This window comes from Actinomadura scrupuli, from assembly GCF_050971785.1.
Classification (GTDB): Bacteria; Actinomycetota; Actinomycetes; order Streptosporangiales; family Streptosporangiaceae; genus Actinomadura_E; species Actinomadura_E scrupuli.
In genome coordinates this window covers 303,181-318,885 of the sequence record NZ_JBPCCU010000005.1, presented here as the reverse complement: position 1 = coordinate 318,885, position 15,705 = coordinate 303,181, and the positions used below count along the sequence as shown (strand labels likewise).

16 protein-coding genes are annotated in these 15,705 nt (G+C 73.7%); 7 read left to right on the top strand and 9 right to left on the bottom strand.

The genetic code is table 11. The annotated features are described in order from the left end of the window. Positions 1–23 precede the first annotated feature (23 nt). Positions 24–1,139, bottom strand: coding sequence for an enoyl-CoA hydratase/isomerase family protein (locus ACRYCC_RS24060; RefSeq protein ID WP_433815551.1), 1,116 nt, complete (start codon positions 1,137–1,139; stop codon positions 24–26). Positions 1,140–1,340: 201 nt separating this feature from the next. Here ACRYCC_RS24060 and ACRYCC_RS24055 point away from each other — a divergent pair, with 201 nt between their 5' ends. Beyond that, a complete protein-coding gene (locus ACRYCC_RS24055; protein WP_433815549.1) occupies positions 1,341–2,594 on the top strand; it encodes a CoA transferase in 1,254 nt (417 codons plus the stop codon). After that, positions 2,591–3,997: an amidohydrolase family protein gene (locus ACRYCC_RS24050; RefSeq protein WP_433815547.1), complete on the top strand. Its 1,407-nt coding sequence runs from the start codon at positions 2,591–2,593 to the stop codon at positions 3,995–3,997. The genes ACRYCC_RS24055 and ACRYCC_RS24050 overlap by 4 nt, the downstream gene beginning before the upstream one ends. 109 nt (positions 3,998–4,106) lie before the next feature. On the opposite strand, the gene ACRYCC_RS24045 is transcribed toward ACRYCC_RS24050, so the two are convergent. The 6 genes from ACRYCC_RS24045 to speB all read right to left on the bottom strand — a co-directional run bounded on the left by ACRYCC_RS24045 (position 4,107) and on the right by speB (position 9,210). Continuing rightward, positions 4,107–4,886 (bottom strand): acyl-CoA thioesterase, encoded by a 780-nt coding sequence (locus ACRYCC_RS24045; protein WP_433815545.1) that lies wholly within the window; start codon positions 4,884–4,886, stop codon positions 4,107–4,109. A 256-nt stretch (positions 4,887–5,142) separates the two neighbouring features. Further along, positions 5,143–5,523, bottom strand: a complete 381-nt coding sequence (locus ACRYCC_RS24040; protein ID WP_433815543.1) for a S24/S26 family peptidase — start codon at positions 5,521–5,523, stop codon at positions 5,143–5,145. A 93-nt stretch (positions 5,524–5,616) separates the two neighbouring features. After that, positions 5,617–6,048 (bottom strand): YybH family protein, encoded by a 432-nt coding sequence (locus ACRYCC_RS24035; protein WP_433815541.1) that lies wholly within the window; start codon positions 6,046–6,048, stop codon positions 5,617–5,619. Positions 6,049–6,086: 38 nt separating this feature from the next. After that, entirely contained in the window at positions 6,087–6,731 is a 645-nt protein-coding gene (locus ACRYCC_RS24030; RefSeq protein ID WP_433815539.1) for a cyclase family protein, read from the bottom strand. Continuing rightward, positions 6,728–8,266, bottom strand: a complete 1,539-nt coding sequence (locus ACRYCC_RS24025) for a purine-cytosine permease family protein (protein WP_433815537.1) — start codon at positions 8,264–8,266, stop codon at positions 6,728–6,730. The genes ACRYCC_RS24030 and ACRYCC_RS24025 overlap by 4 nt, the downstream gene beginning before the upstream one ends. Beyond that, positions 8,263–9,210 (bottom strand): agmatinase, encoded by a 948-nt coding sequence (gene speB, locus ACRYCC_RS24020; RefSeq protein WP_433815535.1) that lies wholly within the window; start codon positions 9,208–9,210, stop codon positions 8,263–8,265. The genes ACRYCC_RS24025 and speB overlap by 4 nt, the downstream gene beginning before the upstream one ends. Positions 9,211–9,344: 134 nt before the next feature. Between speB and ACRYCC_RS24015 the strand changes: the two genes are divergently transcribed. From ACRYCC_RS24015 to ACRYCC_RS24005, 3 genes are all read left to right on the top strand, one after another. After that, positions 9,345–10,877 carry a PucR family transcriptional regulator gene (locus ACRYCC_RS24015; protein WP_433815533.1) on the top strand — a complete coding sequence of 511 codons (1,533 nt, stop codon included), beginning with the start codon at positions 9,345–9,347 and terminating at the stop codon, positions 10,875–10,877. 245 nt (positions 10,878–11,122) lie between these two features. Then, a complete protein-coding gene (locus ACRYCC_RS24010) occupies positions 11,123–12,016 on the top strand; it encodes an RICIN domain-containing protein (protein ID WP_433815531.1) in 894 nt (297 codons plus the stop codon). A gap of 131 nt (positions 12,017–12,147) precedes the next feature. Continuing rightward, a complete protein-coding gene (locus ACRYCC_RS24005) occupies positions 12,148–13,062 on the top strand; it encodes an ADP-ribosylglycohydrolase family protein (protein ID WP_433815529.1) in 915 nt (304 codons plus the stop codon). A gap of 90 nt (positions 13,063–13,152) precedes the next feature. Here ACRYCC_RS24005 and ACRYCC_RS24000 read toward each other — a convergent pair whose 3' ends face one another. Both ACRYCC_RS24000 and ACRYCC_RS23995 read right to left on the bottom strand, forming a co-directional pair. Next, the gene (locus ACRYCC_RS24000) at positions 13,153–13,527 is read right to left on the bottom strand and encodes a nuclear transport factor 2 family protein (protein WP_433815527.1); all 375 of its coding nucleotides are present in this window, start codon (positions 13,525–13,527) and stop codon (positions 13,153–13,155) included. A gap of 85 nt (positions 13,528–13,612) precedes the next feature. Next, a complete protein-coding gene (locus ACRYCC_RS23995; protein WP_433815525.1) occupies positions 13,613–14,401 on the bottom strand; it encodes an SDR family oxidoreductase in 789 nt (262 codons plus the stop codon). A gap of 144 nt (positions 14,402–14,545) precedes the next feature. On the opposite strand from ACRYCC_RS23995, the gene ACRYCC_RS23990 reads away from it, so the two are divergent. Then, entirely contained in the window at positions 14,546–15,031 is a 486-nt protein-coding gene (locus ACRYCC_RS23990) for a winged helix-turn-helix transcriptional regulator (RefSeq protein WP_433815523.1), read from the top strand. Then, entirely contained in the window at positions 15,028–15,648 is a 621-nt protein-coding gene (locus ACRYCC_RS23985; RefSeq protein WP_433815521.1) for a DNA-3-methyladenine glycosylase I, read from the top strand. Before ACRYCC_RS23990 ends, ACRYCC_RS23985 begins: the two co-directional genes overlap by 4 nt. The last annotated feature ends 57 nt before the right edge of the window (positions 15,649–15,705 follow it).

Genomic DNA, 15,705 nt, shown 5'->3' with positions numbered 1-15,705 from the left:
CCCAACCCCACGGGTGAGTACACCTAGCCGGGCCGCCGTGCACGTGGCGCCATCTCGTCGATCAGCCCCCAGCGCAGGGCCGTCGGCGCGTCGATGGCGATACCGGTCAGGGCAAGATACAGAGTGCGCCAGCGGCCGATCCGGCGGGGGATGCTCACCGTGCCGCCTGCGCCGGGGATCAGCCCCATGCTCACCTCGGGCAGCCGGAAGGTGGCCGCCGGGTCGGCGACCAGGGTGCCCGCGAAGGCGGGGAGCTCGATACCGGCGCCGACACAGGGGCCGTGCACGCGGACCTCGGTACGGGCGGCGAGTTCGTGCAGGAGGCGGCCGGCTCCGGCGCGGGTGCGCACCAGATGCGCGGTCGTCAGGTCCGGGGTGGTGCCGAACTCGTCAAGGTCGCCGCCGGAGCAGAAGCACGGCCCCGCGCCCTCCAGCACGACCCGGGCGAGAGTGGGGTCGAGCAGCGCCAGCCGCAGTGCCTCGACCAGGGCGTCGCGGAGCTGGCGGCCGTAGGCGTTGCGCCGCCGCGGCCGGTTGAGCGTGATCAGCAGGCGGTCGCCGTCGCGCTCGATGAGCACCGGATCGGCGACGAGCGGAGGTCCGGGCCGCGAGCCGCGACCCGCCAGCCAGTCGCCGAACTCGGTGCCGCCGAGCAGGGTGGAGTAGGCCAGGGACTCGACGTCGAGCGCGGCGGGGACCGGCAGCGACTCCACCGTCCGGAGCACGCCGCCCAGCACCACGGCCGCCTGCGGGTTCCGCGCCGCCGCCGCGTGCAGGGCCGCAAGCTGCCCACGCGGGTCGGCGACCGGGACGCATTCACGGCCGGCCACCACCGACGGGCCCGCCAGGGTCACGTCCAGCGCACCTGCCAGCTCCGCGACATGCGGCGGCAGCGGCCCGGCGACACCGCCCGCCGTGCCACCCGCGACACCGACCAGCAACCGGTCACCACCGCGGAGGTGCGCCAGCGCCCGCTTCACCGTCACCACGTCGAGCCCCGGGCCGAGAGCACCATCGAGGTCACCGTCGAGATCCACGGCCAGCAGCGGCTCGCGTACCTGCCCGGTCGCGTCCAGCGCCGGCGCGGGCAGCGCACCGTCCGCCAGCTCGGCGACCGAGAGGCGGGCAGGCTCGACCATCGGTGCTCCCGGATACGCGGATGGGCATCACTTCACAGGGTCGCCGCGCGCTCGCCCCTATCGTACGCATCCGCATGCCGGCCGGCCGGACGGCATGCGGGTGATCGTCCTGACCTGCCGGTGTATCGTCGGCAACGTGTCGATCGACGCGCCTTCCCCCGGCACGGTGCGCCGTGTCCGCCGCCCTCCTTCCGGGCGGCCATGACGGTGCCGGACGCGGCGGGCGCCTGGGCCGGGAGCGGGGTGGTCCCCCTGACCGGCCGGGAGGACGGGCCGCCGCTCCTCCCGCCCGGCCGCGCGGCCGCCGTCGCCGGAGAGCTCGCGACCCGGCTGGCCGCGCTGACCTCGGACGGCCCGCACCCGGTCGTCCTGGACGGAGCCCGGCTGCTGTCGGAACGCGCCGCGTTCACCGGCCACCGGCGGCGCGGCACGGTGTCGGCCGGGGGTTCCTGCCGACTACTGCCCACCGCCGACGGCTGGGCGGCCGTCTCCTGCGCCCGCCCCGACGACCCGGCGCTGCTCGGTGCCCTCGTCGGCGCCGACACCGGGGACGATCCCTGGCCGGCGGTCGCCGGCTGGCTGCGCGAGCACACCGGCGCCGAGCTGGCCGAACGCGCCGGGTTGCTGGGAGTGGCGGCAGGACCGGTGTGCCACCCGGCCGCCCGGCCCGCGCCGGTGCCGGTGCCGGTGCCGGCGGCGACCCGGGGGGTGGCAGGGCTGCTGGTGGTCGACTTCAGCGCGTTGTGGGCCGGTCCGCTGTGCGCGCACCTGCTCGGCCTGGCCGGCGCGCGGGTGGTCAAGGTGGAGACCCCGCACCGCCCGGACGGCGCCCGCCGGGGAGACCCCGGGTTCTACCGGCTGCTGCACGCCGGTCACCGCTCGGTCGTGCTCGATCCCGGCACCACGGCGGGGCGGCGTGCCCTGGCGGCCCTGGTGGAGGCGGCCGACATCGTCATCGAGGCCTCCCGGCCGCGCGCGCTGGCCCGCTGGGGACTCGACGCCGAGGCCGCCGCGGCGGCCGGGACCGTCTGGGTGTCGATCACCGCGTACGGGCGCGGCACGGACCGCATCGGGTTCGGCGACGACGTCGCCGCCGCGAGCGGACTGGTCGCCCGCGACGCCGAAGGCACACCGCTGTTCTGCGGCGACGCGATCGCCGACCCGCTCACCGGGCTCACCGCCGCGATCCTGGCCATGGCCGCGCCCGCCGATGGCACCGGCGTCGTCTGGGATCTCGCGATGTCCGAGGTGGTCGCCGCGACCCTGCCGCCCGCCGCGGAGACTCCCGCCCGCTCACCGGCCGCCCGGCCGCTGGACGGCGGCTGGGTCGCCGACACGCCGTACGGTCCCGTTCCCGTCGCCGTACCGCGTCGGCGGCGGCCCGCCGGCCGGGCGGCCGAAAGCGGGGAGCACACCGCGCAGGTGCTGCGCGAACTGCGGATCCCGGTGCCATGACGGCCCTCCTACTGCGCGACGCCGAGCTCGACGGCCGTACCCGCGCCGACGTACGGATCTCGGACGGCCGGATCACCGAGATCGCCGGCTCGCTCACCCGCCGGGCCGGTGAGGCCGAGCACGACTGCCACGGCGGCGCCCTGCTCCCGGGGCTCTGCGACCACCACCTGCATCTCCACGCCCTCGCCGCCGCGGAGCGCTCGGTCCGCTGCGGGCCGCCCGCGGTGACCGACCGGGCCGGTCTCGGCGCCGCGCTCGCCGCCGCCAGACCGGACGCGCACGGCTGGATCCGCGGGGTCAGCTACTTCGAGACCGTCGCCGGCGATCTCGACGCCGCCGGGCTCGACCGGCTGTGCCCGGACCGCCCGGTGCGGGTCCAGCACCGCAGCGGTGCGCTGTGGATGCTCAACACCGCCGCCGCGTCCGCCGTGGGGCTCGCCTCGGCCGATCATCCCGGCATCGAGCGGACCCCCGGCGGCGTCCCCACCGGACGCCTCTGGCGCGCCGACGCGTGGCTGCGCGCGCACCTGCCCCCCGCGCCGCCCGATCTCGCTCCGGTCGGGGCCCGGCTCGCCCGGCTCGGCATCACCGCCGTCTCCGACGCCACCCCCGAGCTGGAGGACGGCGCCGCCGAGGCGATCGCCGATGCCCTGCGCGACGGTGCGCTGCCCCAGCGGGTGCAACTGCTCGGCGCGCCGCTGGGCGCCGTCCCGCCCGGCGACCTGCCCCGGCTCGGCATCGGCCCGTACAAGATCATGATCGCTGATTCGGCGCTGCCCTCGCTGCCCGAGCTCACCCGGCAAATCAGCGCCGTGCACGCCACCGGGCGGGCGATCGCGGCGCACTGCGTCACCCGCGAGGCGCTGGTCATCCTGCTCGCCGCCCTCGCCGAGGCCGGCACCCTGCCCGGCGACCGCATCGAGCACGCGGCCCTGGTGCCCGCGGAGCTCGTCCCGGAACTCGCCCACCGGCGGCTGCGGGTGGTCACCCAGCCGGGCTTCCTGGCCCATCGTGGTGACGACTACCTGCGGGACGTCCCCGGCGGCGAACACATCGATCTCTACCGCTGCGCCAGCCTCACCGCGGCCGGGGTCCGCCTCGCCCTGTCCAGCGACGCCCCGTACGGGCCCCTCGATCCCTGGGAGGTGATGGCCGCGGCCGTGCACCGCCGTACCCCGGCGGGCCGGGTGGCCGGCCCCGGCGAGCGTCTCACTCCCGGCCTCGCCCTCGCCGCCTACCTGGCGCCGCCGCACGACCCGGGCGGCCCGGCCCGGCGGGTGCGCACCGGAGCGGACGCCGACCTGGTCCTGCTGAGCGTCCCGCTGGCCACCGCGCTCTCGGCGCCGGACACGGACCTGGTGCGGCTGGTGCTGGCCGGGGGCCGCGTCGTCGCGGGCGGCTGAGGCCGGGGAGCATCGTCCCGGCGCCCGGCACCGGCACCCCTGCCTCGGAAAGGCGTGAACGCTGGAGCGGGTGCACCCGGGGAGGCACGGAACCTCTACCCGGAGCGGGTCACCTGGGCGACCGGAACAGCGCCTCCTGGGTGAGGCTGGCGACGAGCGCGCCGCCGGCGTCGTGGACCGTTCCGGTGTACCAGCCGCGACCGGCCGCCACCGTGTGCGGGACCAGGTCCATCAGGACCCAGGCGTCCAGCCGCGCCCTGCGGTGGAACCACACCGCGTGGTCGAGGCTCGAGCCGGAGCGCGCGGTGCCCTCCTGCATGGCCACGAGCCCGCTGGAGATGTCGGACAGATAGGTCAGCACACACGCGTGCACGAGATCGTCATCGGGCAGGTCCGCCACGCACCGCGACCAGAAACGCGTCGGCCATTCCACCCCGGCGAACGGCTGTGGCGTCGCCCGGCTCTCCATCGACAGCAGCCGCGGCATCGGGGTCTCGCCGAGGTCCTCCGGCGGCGTCGTGCGGGGGGCCGGCTCGGCCTGCCGGTCCGGCCCCGGTGCGGGCGCATGGAAGGAGGCCGACATGTTGAAGATGACCTCGCCCCCCTGCACCGCCACGACCCGCCGGGCCGAGAAGGACCGGCCATCGCGGTCGCGGTCGACCCGCAGGATCGTCGGGCGGCCTGCGTCGCCACCCCGCAGGTAGTAGCCGTGCAGCGAGTGCGGCACCCGCTCCGGCGGTACGGTGCGCCCCGCGGCCATCAGTGCCTGCGCCGCCACCTGGCCGCCGTAGAGCGGGAACGGCTCGTCCAGCACCGTGGTCGCGCGGTAGAGGTCGCGGTCGAGCTCCTCCAGCGCCAGCAGGTCCAGCACGGTCGGCAGAGCGTCCATACCCAGTGGTGCCGGGCTCATGGGGCCGGCATCCGGGCGTCCCCCGGCGGCCCGGAGATCCGTCCCGCCATCGGGTTGCGCTGCATCTCTGATGTGCCCGCTCCGATCGTCGACGCTCACGCCCGTGGCAGGCCCCGGACCGGGAGACCGACCCGCCGGCTCCGTCCCGACCCGCCCCCAGCACCTTAGCCGCGCGAGGACCGCGGTTTCGCTCCGGGGTGGGCGGCGAGCCGTGGCTGTGGGAGGGCCCGTCCGGCTAGGGAGTGCCCGTCCGCGTCGCGGGACCGGTCTCCGGCCGCCGCAGCTTCGCCGAAGTCCCCGGCCGTTCCACTCCCTCGACGGCGACGCAGATCCCGAAGACCCGGTCATGGCTCGTCCACCCGTTGATCCGGCCGCGGTTGTTGCTGATCTGCACCCGGCGTCTCGCCGGGTCGAGGGCGGAGACCAGATGCAGGTAGACGGTGCCGGCGACGCGGGCGAGGACGACGTCACCGACCTCGAGCCGGGCGGGATCCACGGGCGCGACGGTGACCAGATCCCGGCTCCGGATCAACGGGACCATCGAGGAGCCGGTCGGGCGGAACTCTACGCTGGCTCCAGCGGCGACCCGGTCGGCGATAGCGTCCATTCTTCCCATCGCGGTCAGGATCCTGGATGACAGGCCCGCCGTCCACCGGATTTCGGCGTGCTCCCGATCGCGCCGGGCGCCCGGCCGTCGCCGGGCTTCGGCTCAGGGTGCGCCGCCCGTGCCGGTCTCCGCCGCGGGGGACAGATGCTCGTGTACGGCCAGCCAGCGGCCGTCGTCCTGACGGCTGAACACGATGGTCTCGGACTCGTGCAGGGTCTGCGTGCCGGTGCGGGTGGCGATCCGGGTCTCGACCTGGTGGCTGAAGACGGCGGTGCCGCCCAGCACCTGGACGAGCGGGCCGGACGAGGTGCAGCCGAGGACCTGGAAGCCGTCCTCCTCCACCCACCGCCGCCACAGCTCGCGGTACTCCGCCGTGGAGCCGAGGCGCCCCGGCGTCGCGTGGAACAGGAAGGTCGCCTCCGGGGCGAAGGCCGCGAAGTAGTCGCCGACCCGGTTCTGTGCGAACGCCGCCACGAGGGCGTCGGCGGCCGCCTGCACCGCCGCGGCTTCGGTGCCGCGATCGGTCTCGCTCATGTGCTGCTCCTCGCGGACGTGGGGAAGGGAAGGTCGGGTCAGCCGATACGGGCGACCGCGCGGACCGGCGCCCCGTCGGCGCCGGGCAGCCGGATCGGCAGCAGCGACACCTCGATGGGCCGGCCGGCGGCCTGGGCGTCGAGGAGCGTGCCGAGGCCGGTGAGGTTTTCCGCGATGACGGCGTGCGCACCGCAGAGCACCCGGTGGGCGGGGAACTCCCGTGCCGGGGTGGGATCCACGCTCAGCGCGTCGATCCCGACGGTCCGGACGCCGGCCGCCACCAGCAGGGCGGCGGCCTCCTCGGTGAGATAGGGGTGGGCGACGTAGGCGTCGGTGCCCCAGTGGGCCGACCAGCCGGTGGCGACCAGCACGATCGTCCCCTCCCGGGCCGCCGGCTCCAGCGCGGAGGGGCCGATCGGTGAGCGCGGCGGCAGGCCGCGGGCGTCCACCACCGCGGCGGGGCCGACGAACCGCTCCAGCGGCAGGTCTCCGAGCGTGGGCAGCGTGTCGTCGATGTGGAACGGCGCGTCCACGTGGGTGCCCGACTGGGAGCCCAGATGGAGTCCGAGCACGTTGACGCCGTCGGCGGCGGTGGTGAGGGCGGGACCTATCGTGACCTCGGGGTCCCCGGGGTAGACGGGCATCCCGGTCTCGATCGGCACCGACAGGTCGACGAGCCTCATGCCGGCGCGCCCGCCCGGACGGCCGCCTCATCGGCGGAGGTGATGGGCGGTACGGGGGCGTCGGAGGCGCGCACCAGCCGGGGCCCGGCCGGGCCGTACACCTCCCGGGGCTCGGGGAAGGCGAACAGCAGCGCGAGGTACCCGATCGCCGCCACGGCCAGGCCCACCGGCAGGGAGATGTCGACGCCTCCCGCGAGGTCGCCGAACGGGCCGACGAACTGCCCGGGCAGGTTGACGAACTGGAGCGCGAGGACCGCCGAGACCAGCCACGCGCTCATCCCCCGCCAGTTCCAGCCGTGCGCGAACCAGTACCGTCCGCCACGCTGACGCCGGTTGAAGACCTGCAGCGCGTCGGGGTCGTACCAGCCGCGCCGCGTGAGGTATCCGAGCACCATGATCACCATCCAGGGAGCCGTACAGGTGATGATCAGGGTGGCGAAGGTGGAGATGCTCTGGGTGAGGTTGGCCGCGAAACGCCCGACGAAGATGAAGCCGATCGACAGCACGCCGATGAGCACGGTGGCCCGTACCCGGCTGAACCTGGGGAAGACGCTGGAGAAGTCCAGGCCGGTGCCGTACAGGGACGTGGTCCCGGTGGACATCCCGCCGATCAGGGCGATGAGGCAGACCGGCAGGAAGTACCAGCCGGGCGAGACGGCCAGCAGGCCGCCGACGTAGTTGGGCGCCCCGGGGTCCATGTAGGTGCCGGCCTTCGCCGCGATGATCGCTGCCGTCGCCAGGCCGAAGAAGAACGGCAGGATGGTGGCGATCTGCGACAGGAACGCGGCGGCGATGACCTTCCTGCGCGGGGTGGCGGCCGGGATGTAGCGGGACCAGTCGCCGAGGAACGCCCCGAACGACACCGGGTTCGACAGCACGATCAGCATCGCGCCGATGAACGCGGGCCAGAATCCCGCGGCGGAGGTGGACGGGAAGGAGCCCGGGTAGCCGGGATCGAAGTCCCCCGCGAAGGCGATGAAGCCGAGGACGAACAGCACCGAGGCCGCCGCCACGGCGATCTTGTTGACGAACAGCATGAGGCGGAACCCGTACACGCAGACCGTGAGGACCAGCACGGCGAAGATCGCGTAGGCCACGCCGTAGGAGACGTCGTTCTGCGGCAGGCCCGCCAGCCGGTGCGCGCCGCCGACCAGCGCGTCGCCCGAGGACCACACCGAGATCGAGAAGAACGCGACCGCGGTCAGCAGCGACAGGAACGAGCCGACGATCCGGCCGTGCACGCCCAGGTGGGCCGAGGACGAGACCGCGTTGTTGGTGCCGTTGAGCGGGCCGAACACCGCGAGCGGCGCCAGGATCAGCGCCCCGAGGACCAGGCCGAGCACGGTCGCGGCCAGCCCCTGCCAGAAGGAGAGCCCGAACAGGATGGGGAAGGCGCCGAGCACACAGGTCGCGAAGGTGTTGGCACCGCCGAAGGCGACGCGGAACAGGTCCAGCGGCCCCGCGGTGCGGTCGGCGTCGGGGATGCGTTCGACGCCGAACTGCTCGATCTCGTTGAGCGGCGGTGCCTCGGTCATGTCTTCTCCTTGAGGGCGAGCAGGCTCACCAGGTCGTAGGCGACGTGGGAGGCGGCGATGGAAGTGATCTCGGCGTGGTCGTAGGCGGGGGCGACCTCGACCACGTCGGCGCCGACCAGGTCGGCCCCGGCGAGGCCGCGCAGGATCTCCAGCAGCTCGCGGCTGGTCAGGCCGCCCGCCTCCGGGGTTCCGGTCCCGGGGGCGTGCGCCGGATCGAGCACGTCGATGTCGACCGAGACGTACAGGGGGCGGTCGCCCACCCGCTGCCGGAGCGCGTCCACGACCTCGTCCACGCCGCGGCGCATCACGTCGCCGGAGGTGAGGATGCCGAACCCGAGACGGCGGTCCTCCGCCAGGTCCCGCTTGCCGTAGAGGGGCCCGCGGGTGCCCACGTGGCAGAGCGCCTCGGTGTCGACGATGCCCTCCTCCACCGCCCGGCGGAACGGCGTGCCGTGGGTGTACGCGGCACCGAAGTAGGTGTCCCAGGTGTCGAGGTGGGCGTCGAAGTGCAGCACCGCGACCGGGCCGTGCCGCTTCGACAGGGCCCGCAGCAGCGGAAGCGCGATCGTGTGGTCGCCGCCGATCGTGACCAGCCGGGTGCCGTCGACCTGCAGGTCCGCCGCCGCGCCCTCGATCGACTCGATCGCCTCGGCGATGTCGAAGGGGTTGCACGAGATGTCCCCGGCATCGGCCACCTGCAGCGCGGCGAACGGGGACACGTCCAGGCCCGGGTGGTAGGGCCGCAGCAGTCTGCTGGCCTCGCGTACGGCCGTCGGGCCGAACCGGGCGCCGGGCCGGTAGGAGACGCCGGCGTCGAACGGCACCCCCACCACGGCCACGTCCGCCCGTGCCACCTGGTCCAGGCGGGGCAGCCGGGCGAACGTGGCGGGGCCGGCGAAGCGCGGCACCTGGGAGGAGTCGACTGGCCCCCGGGGCTCGGTCATGCGGTGGTGTCCTTTCGCGAGGCTCTCCGGGCGGAGCCCGGCTCCATCACACGGATTCGGGCTGGTCAGCCGAGTGTGCGGCGGCCGACACCGATCCGGCAATTGGTGGGTCCACAAAGAATTACGATGAATCTGTGGCATCCAACAAACCGGCATCCGGCGAACCCCCGCCGAACCAGCCCGCGTCCAGCAGACCGGTGTCCGGCGAAGCGGCGTCCAGCAGGCTGACCGTGGAGGACCTCCTGTCGTTCCCGGCCCTCCAGCTCCGGCTGCTGGCCGGCGAGACGGGCCTGCGGCGCTCCATCTCGTGGGCCCACGTCAGCGAGCTGGAGGACCCCACTCCCTGGCTGCTCGGCGCCGAGGTGATCATGACGATCGGGCTGGCGATCCCCCGGGACGCCGGTGGGCAGCGGGCCTATCTGGAGCGGCTCGACGACGCGGGCGTCTCCGCGCTGGCGGTCTCGGCGCAGCTGCGGACGCCGCCGCTGCACGGCGCCTTCTTCGACGCCGCCGGGGAGCGCGGCATACCGGTGATGGAGGTGCCGCTGGCGGTGCCGTTCATCACGATCGCGCAGGAGGTGGCGGCGGCCATCCAGGAGGACAGCCGGCAGCGGCTCGGCGCCCAGCTCCAGGTGTTCGGCGCGCTGCGATGGCTGGCCGAGGAGGATCTGGACACCGCGACCCTCTTCCGGCGGCTGGAGCGGCTGAGCGGATACCAGGTCTACCTGTGCACCCCGCAGGGCCGCCCGCTGCTGCCCGGCGTACCCGCGCCCGACGTCTCGGTCCTGCCCGCGCAGCCCGACGCTCCCCCGACCATCCCGGGCGGGTTCGTGCTGCCCGTGCCCGCCCCCGGCGGGCCGGCGGGGTTCCTGGTCGCCTTCGAACGGCAGGGGGCCCGCCCGGCCGGCCTCGCCGTGGTCCAGCACCTCGCCACCGTCGCCGCGCTGCAGGTCGCCCGGCTGCGCCACGAGCGCGAGACGCTGCGCCGCGAGGGCGCGGAGACCCTCGCCGAGCTGCTGCAGGACGTGCTGGACCGGTCCACCGTGCGCCGGCGGCTGACCAGGATGGGGCTGCCGCCCGACGCCGAGACCGCCCTCCTGGTCGTCCGGGGTGTCGCGGACGAGCCGCTGAGCCGGGCGCTGGACGACCATCCGCACCTGATGCTCCGGCGCGGGGAGGACCGCTACGTGCTGTCCTCGCCCGGGGCCGCGACCGCCGTCACCGCGCTGCCCGGCGTCGCCGCGGGCATGAGCCGGCCCTTCCTGCCCGGCGAGCCCATGCGGGTGGCCCAGCGGGAGGCGGTCTGGGCCGCCTCCCGGGCGGCGGAGTCCGGCCGGCCGCTGGTCCACTACGGCGACGACGCCACCGGCAGGTGGCTGCCCGACGACCCGGGTGCGCTGTCCGCCCTGGTCGAGCACGTGCTGGGAGAGGTGCTGAGGTACGACTCCGGGCACGGCTCCCATCTGCTGGTCTCGGTCCGTACCTGGATGGAGCGCGACCGGCGCACCGAGGAGGCCGCCGCCGCCCTCCACGTGCACGCCAACACCCTCGCCTACCGGTTGCGCAGGTTCGCCGGCCTGACCGGGCGCGACCTGTCCTCGACCGCCGCGTTCGCCGAGGTATGGCTGGCCATTCAGGCCGCGGGGCAGCTCGGGATCGTCGACTGAGCGCCCGCCGGATCGGCACCTATCCGATTCGCTTTATCGCGCGACAAATACGACAAAAACAAAGGAAGATTGTATTACTGGATAAAACCATCTTTATGCCGCCTAGGATTGTCGGCCGACCGCGCCGGGGACGGAACGCGTACGTGAGCCGTCTCAGCAGTGCCGCTGAGCGCCGACCGCAGAGATGACGTCGGCAGAGCGAGTCCGGCCGGGGTCACCGCACGCGTAGACCGAGGTGGTTTCCCATGTGTTCATGGCGTGAGACGTCCATCCTGCCGATCACCGGGCTGCTGATGCTCACCACCGGCGTCCACGAGGCCGGTGCGGCCTCGGGGTCGGAGTCGGCCATGCCGGCGTTCGGCCCCGACACATGCGTGCAGCGGTTCGTCTGGCGCGAGGCGACGGCCGCCGACCACGTGTGCGTCGAGCCGAAGATCCGCATGTTCACCAGGCTGCAGACCGCCGACTCCGGGAAGTTCCGGAGTGAGAACGGCGGCCCGTTCGGCCCGGACACCTGCAAGTCGGGCTTCGTGTGGCGGGAGGCGGTACCCGACGACCATGCCTGCGTCGCCCCGCCCGTGCGCGACTTCCACCGGAAGGAGACCGAGCAGGTATCGCGCCGATGGGCCGCCACGGCCAGCCCCAGCGGCCGGATCGACCTCGCCCCGTTCCTGTTCCCCGACAGGCGGACGCACATCCGGAGCACGTTCAGCGGGCACCAGAACCTGGTCGTGCAGGCGCCCCCGGGGGACGCGATCTTCCCCGACCGCGCCCACGCGACGGTGCAGCCCGACGTCAACAAGGACAGCCAGAGTTTCCTGTTCGTGCGGCGCGGCAACGGCATCTCCCATCAGAACGCCTTCCAGCTCATGGACCTCGCCACGCGGCGCTGCCTGGGCGTGGTCGACGCGAGCACGGCCAACGGCGCCGCCGTCACGCTGCGGCCCTGCAGATGGCGGAACAACGCCACCTGGTACCTGCAGAGGCGGCCGGACGAGAGCTGGGAACTGCGCGCCCTGCACAGCGACAAGTGCCTCGACGCGGCCAACCCGGCCACGACCGCTCCTCCGGCAGGCGCCCGCGTACAGCAGTGGGACTGCCTCGGCGGCCAGAACCAGGCCTGGCAGGTCGCCGGCTGATCATCGTTCTCCGCCACGACGGTGCGAGGGGCGGTGCGAGGGGCGGTGCGAGGGGCGGTGCGAGGGGCGGGCTTCGCGGCCAGACTGGTCCACGACCGGTACCGCTACTTTCAGCCCGAACGGAACCCGCCATGAAGGACGATCAGCGCCCTCTCGTCCGCACCGCCCGGGCGGTGACCGTGCCGGAGCGTACGGCCAGGATGGACGTGTCCCTGACCGGGCTGTCGGTCGGGGACGCCTTCGGTGACCAGTTCTACCTGCACTCCAACCGGCACCTGCGCGCCGGGGACGTGCCTCCGGCACCCTGGGAATGGAGCGACGACACCGAGATGGCCTGCACGGTGGTCTCCTGCCTGCGGGCGGACGGCCGCATCGACCAGGACGCCCTCGCCGGCGCCTTCGCCACCCGGTTCGACATGGGGCGCAGATACGGGGTGGGAGCCCTGGAACTGCTCGAACGCATCCGCGCCGGCGACCACTGGCGTACGGCCACGAGGGAATCGTTCGGCGGCAACGGGTCCTTCGGCAACGGCGCCGCGATGCGGGTCGCCCCCCTCGGCGCCTACTTCGCCGGCGACCCCTCCCGCGCGGCGGCCGAGGCCGCGTTGCAGGCCGAGGTGACCCACTGCCACGTCGAGGGGATCGCAGGCGCGGTCGCCGTCGCCGTGGCCGCCTCCCTCGCCGCCTCCGGCGCCGGCGCGGAGGACCTGATCGAGGCCGCGCTCGACCACGCGTCCGGGACCTACGTCCGGCGCGGACTTCAGCAAGCCCGCGAGCTGGGCGGCCATACCGCGCACGAGGCCGCGCGGACCCTCGGCAACGGCTCCCGGATCACCGCCCAGGACACCGTGCCGTTCGCGCTCTGGGTGGCGACCCGGCATCTCGGCGACTATCCCGCGGCGCTCCGCGCCTGCGTCACCGCCGGGGGCGACATGGACACCACCGCCGCCATCGTGGGCGGGATCGTGGCGGCCCGGACCGGTCAGGAGGGCATCCCGGCAGCTTGGGTCGACTCCCGCGAAGCCCTGCCCGGCTGGCTCGGGTGACGCGGGAGCGTACCTGCGCGTGACTGGTCGTAGGTGACGCCCGGCCGTGATGCCCGCCCGTGACGCCCGGCCGTGACGCCCGGCCGCGGCTCAGTCGCGAAGGCCGATGCTCATCCGCGCGATGCGCCCGTCGGCGTGGTCGGTGCCCTGGACGCGGTACTCGAACGTCAGGGGACTGCCGTCGAAGTTCCCGCTGGTCCGGACGGTGACCACGATCTCACCGCCGCCGTCGCTGTCACTACCGTCGCCGTCGCCGTCGCGGGACACGTCGGTCACGTGGTGGGTGAGGTCGAGGCCCGAGATGTCCTTGGCGGCCCAGCCGCGGATCTCGTCGCGGCCACGATAGGTGCGGCCGTCATCGATGACGACGGCGTCGTCGGCGAACGCGGTGAGAACGGTCGCGGCGTCGTCGGCCTCGGTGGCCTGGAAGAACATCGTCAGAGCAGGGGGCAGATCGATCGGCATGGTGAACTCCTCGGTCGGTGGAGGCGGAGCCGGGGGCGGCGAAGCCGGGGCTGCGGATGCGGAAGGGGCACGGAGGCGGATGGGTTCACACGGTCGGTACGGTTCCGCCGTCGACGACGTGTTCGGCGCCGGTGATGTAGGCGGCGCGGTCGGAGACCAGGAACGCGACGAGTTCGGCGACCTCCTGCGGCAGACCGGGCCGCCCGAGCGGGATTCCGCCCAGGGAGTCCATCAGCTCCTTGACCGCGCCGTCGCGGCCGGCGCCGGAGGCCGCCCCGAGCCGGTCGATGAGCGCGTCGGCCGCCTGGGTCTGGATGAATCCCGGTGAGACGGTGTTGACCCGGACGCCGTACGGCGCGACCTCGCCCGCCAGGCCCTTGCTGTAGGTCGACAGGGCGGCCTTGGCGGCCGCGTAGGCGAGGGTGGCCTCGTGCAGCGGCATGCGCCGCTGGATGGAGGTGACGTGCACGATCGCACCCGAGCCCGCTTCGATCATCGAGGGCAGCAGGCCGCGATCCAGCCGGACGGCGGCCAGCAGGTTCGCCTGTAGCGTCCGCTGCCAGTCCGCGTCGGTCAGGGCCGCGAATCCGCCTGCCGGAGCGGAGGAGCCGCCGACGTTGTTGACCAGGATGTCCACGGCCCCCAGCCGGTCGAGCACCCGGTCGAGGACGGCGGCCGTCCCCTCGGGAGTGCTGACGTCGGCCGCGACGAACAGGTCGGGCGCCGGGTGGTCCGGCGGCATGGAACGGGCCGTCACCAGGACCGTGGCCCCCGCCTGGGCGAGCCGCCGGGCGATCGCCTCCCCCATACCCCTCGTACCGCCGGTGACCAGGGCGCGCCTGCCGTCGAGTGAGTCGCTGAGTGGTGCGTTCATGGCCGGTCCCCCCTGGATGCGGGCGGGAGCACCCCGCCGCGCAGTCGGCACCGGAAATGCCGGCGCCGAACAGTTAGTGCTAAAATTGAAGTAAGTTACTTCGATATTAGCAGTAAGTAGGGGATGGTCGCCTTGGCGAGCCGGATGAGACCGGAGGACCGGACGTGCCCGCTCTCCACGACGTTGCAGCACGTCGGGGAGTGGTGGACGCTGTTGATCTTGCATGACGCCTTCGATGGGTTCACCCGGTTCGACGAGTTCCAGGGCAACCTGAAGATCTCCTCGAGCATGCTGACGAGCCGGCTCAAGACCCTGGTCGCCGACGGCCTGCTGGAGCGCCGCCCGTACCAGTCCAACCCCACCCGCTACGAGTACGTGCTCACCGACCTCGGGCGGTCGCTGCGCCCGGTGATCGTGTCGCTGGCGGCGTGGGGCAACCACCGGCTCGACCCTGCCGAGCGCAGCATGATCCTGGTCGACGCCGAGTCCGGCCAGGAGGTGGAGCCGGTCCTGGTGGACCGCGCCACCGGGCGCCGCGTCGACGGCGCGGGCTTCGTCTTCACCTCGGGCCCCGCCGCCGGCGAGGCCATGCGTGCCCGCTACGCCGCCACCAGGCAGGCCCGCTCGTGACCGGCGCGCGGCGGTGCGCCTGGGCCGACGGATCGGAGCTCATGGCCGCCTACCACGACCAGGAGTGGGGCGTCCCCTCACACGAGGACGCCCACCTGTTCGAGATGCTCCTGCTCGAAGGCGCGCAGGCCGGTCTGTCCTGGTCCACCGTCCTGGCCAAGCGGGAGAACTACCGGCGCGCCCTCGACGGTTTCGACGCCGAGCGGATCGCGGGCTATGACCAGGAGAAGCTCGACGAACTACTGCAGAACCCCGGCATCGTACGCAACCGCCTCAAGGTCGGCTCGACGGTCAAGAACGCCCGCGCCTTCCTGGCGGTACGCGAGGAGTACGGCTCGTTCGACGCCTACCTGTGGCGCTGGGTGGGGGGCACTCCGGTCGTCAACCGTCCCGCGGCCTCCGATCCGCTCCCCGCCAGCACGGAGCTGTCGGACCGGATCAGCAAGGATCTCAAGCGACGCGGGTTCACCTTCGTCGGCACCACCATCGTCTACGCCTACCTGCAGGCCGTGGGTGTGGTCGACGACCACGCCGTCACCTGCCCCGCCAAGAACTCCGGCCCCGGCCGGCACGGACCGCGGGAGGCCTCCGGGCCGGCGACCGGGGACGTTCCGTAGGGAATTCGCAGGGGCTCCGTCACGCTCCGCACTTGTCAGCGCGGTGACAACCGGGGG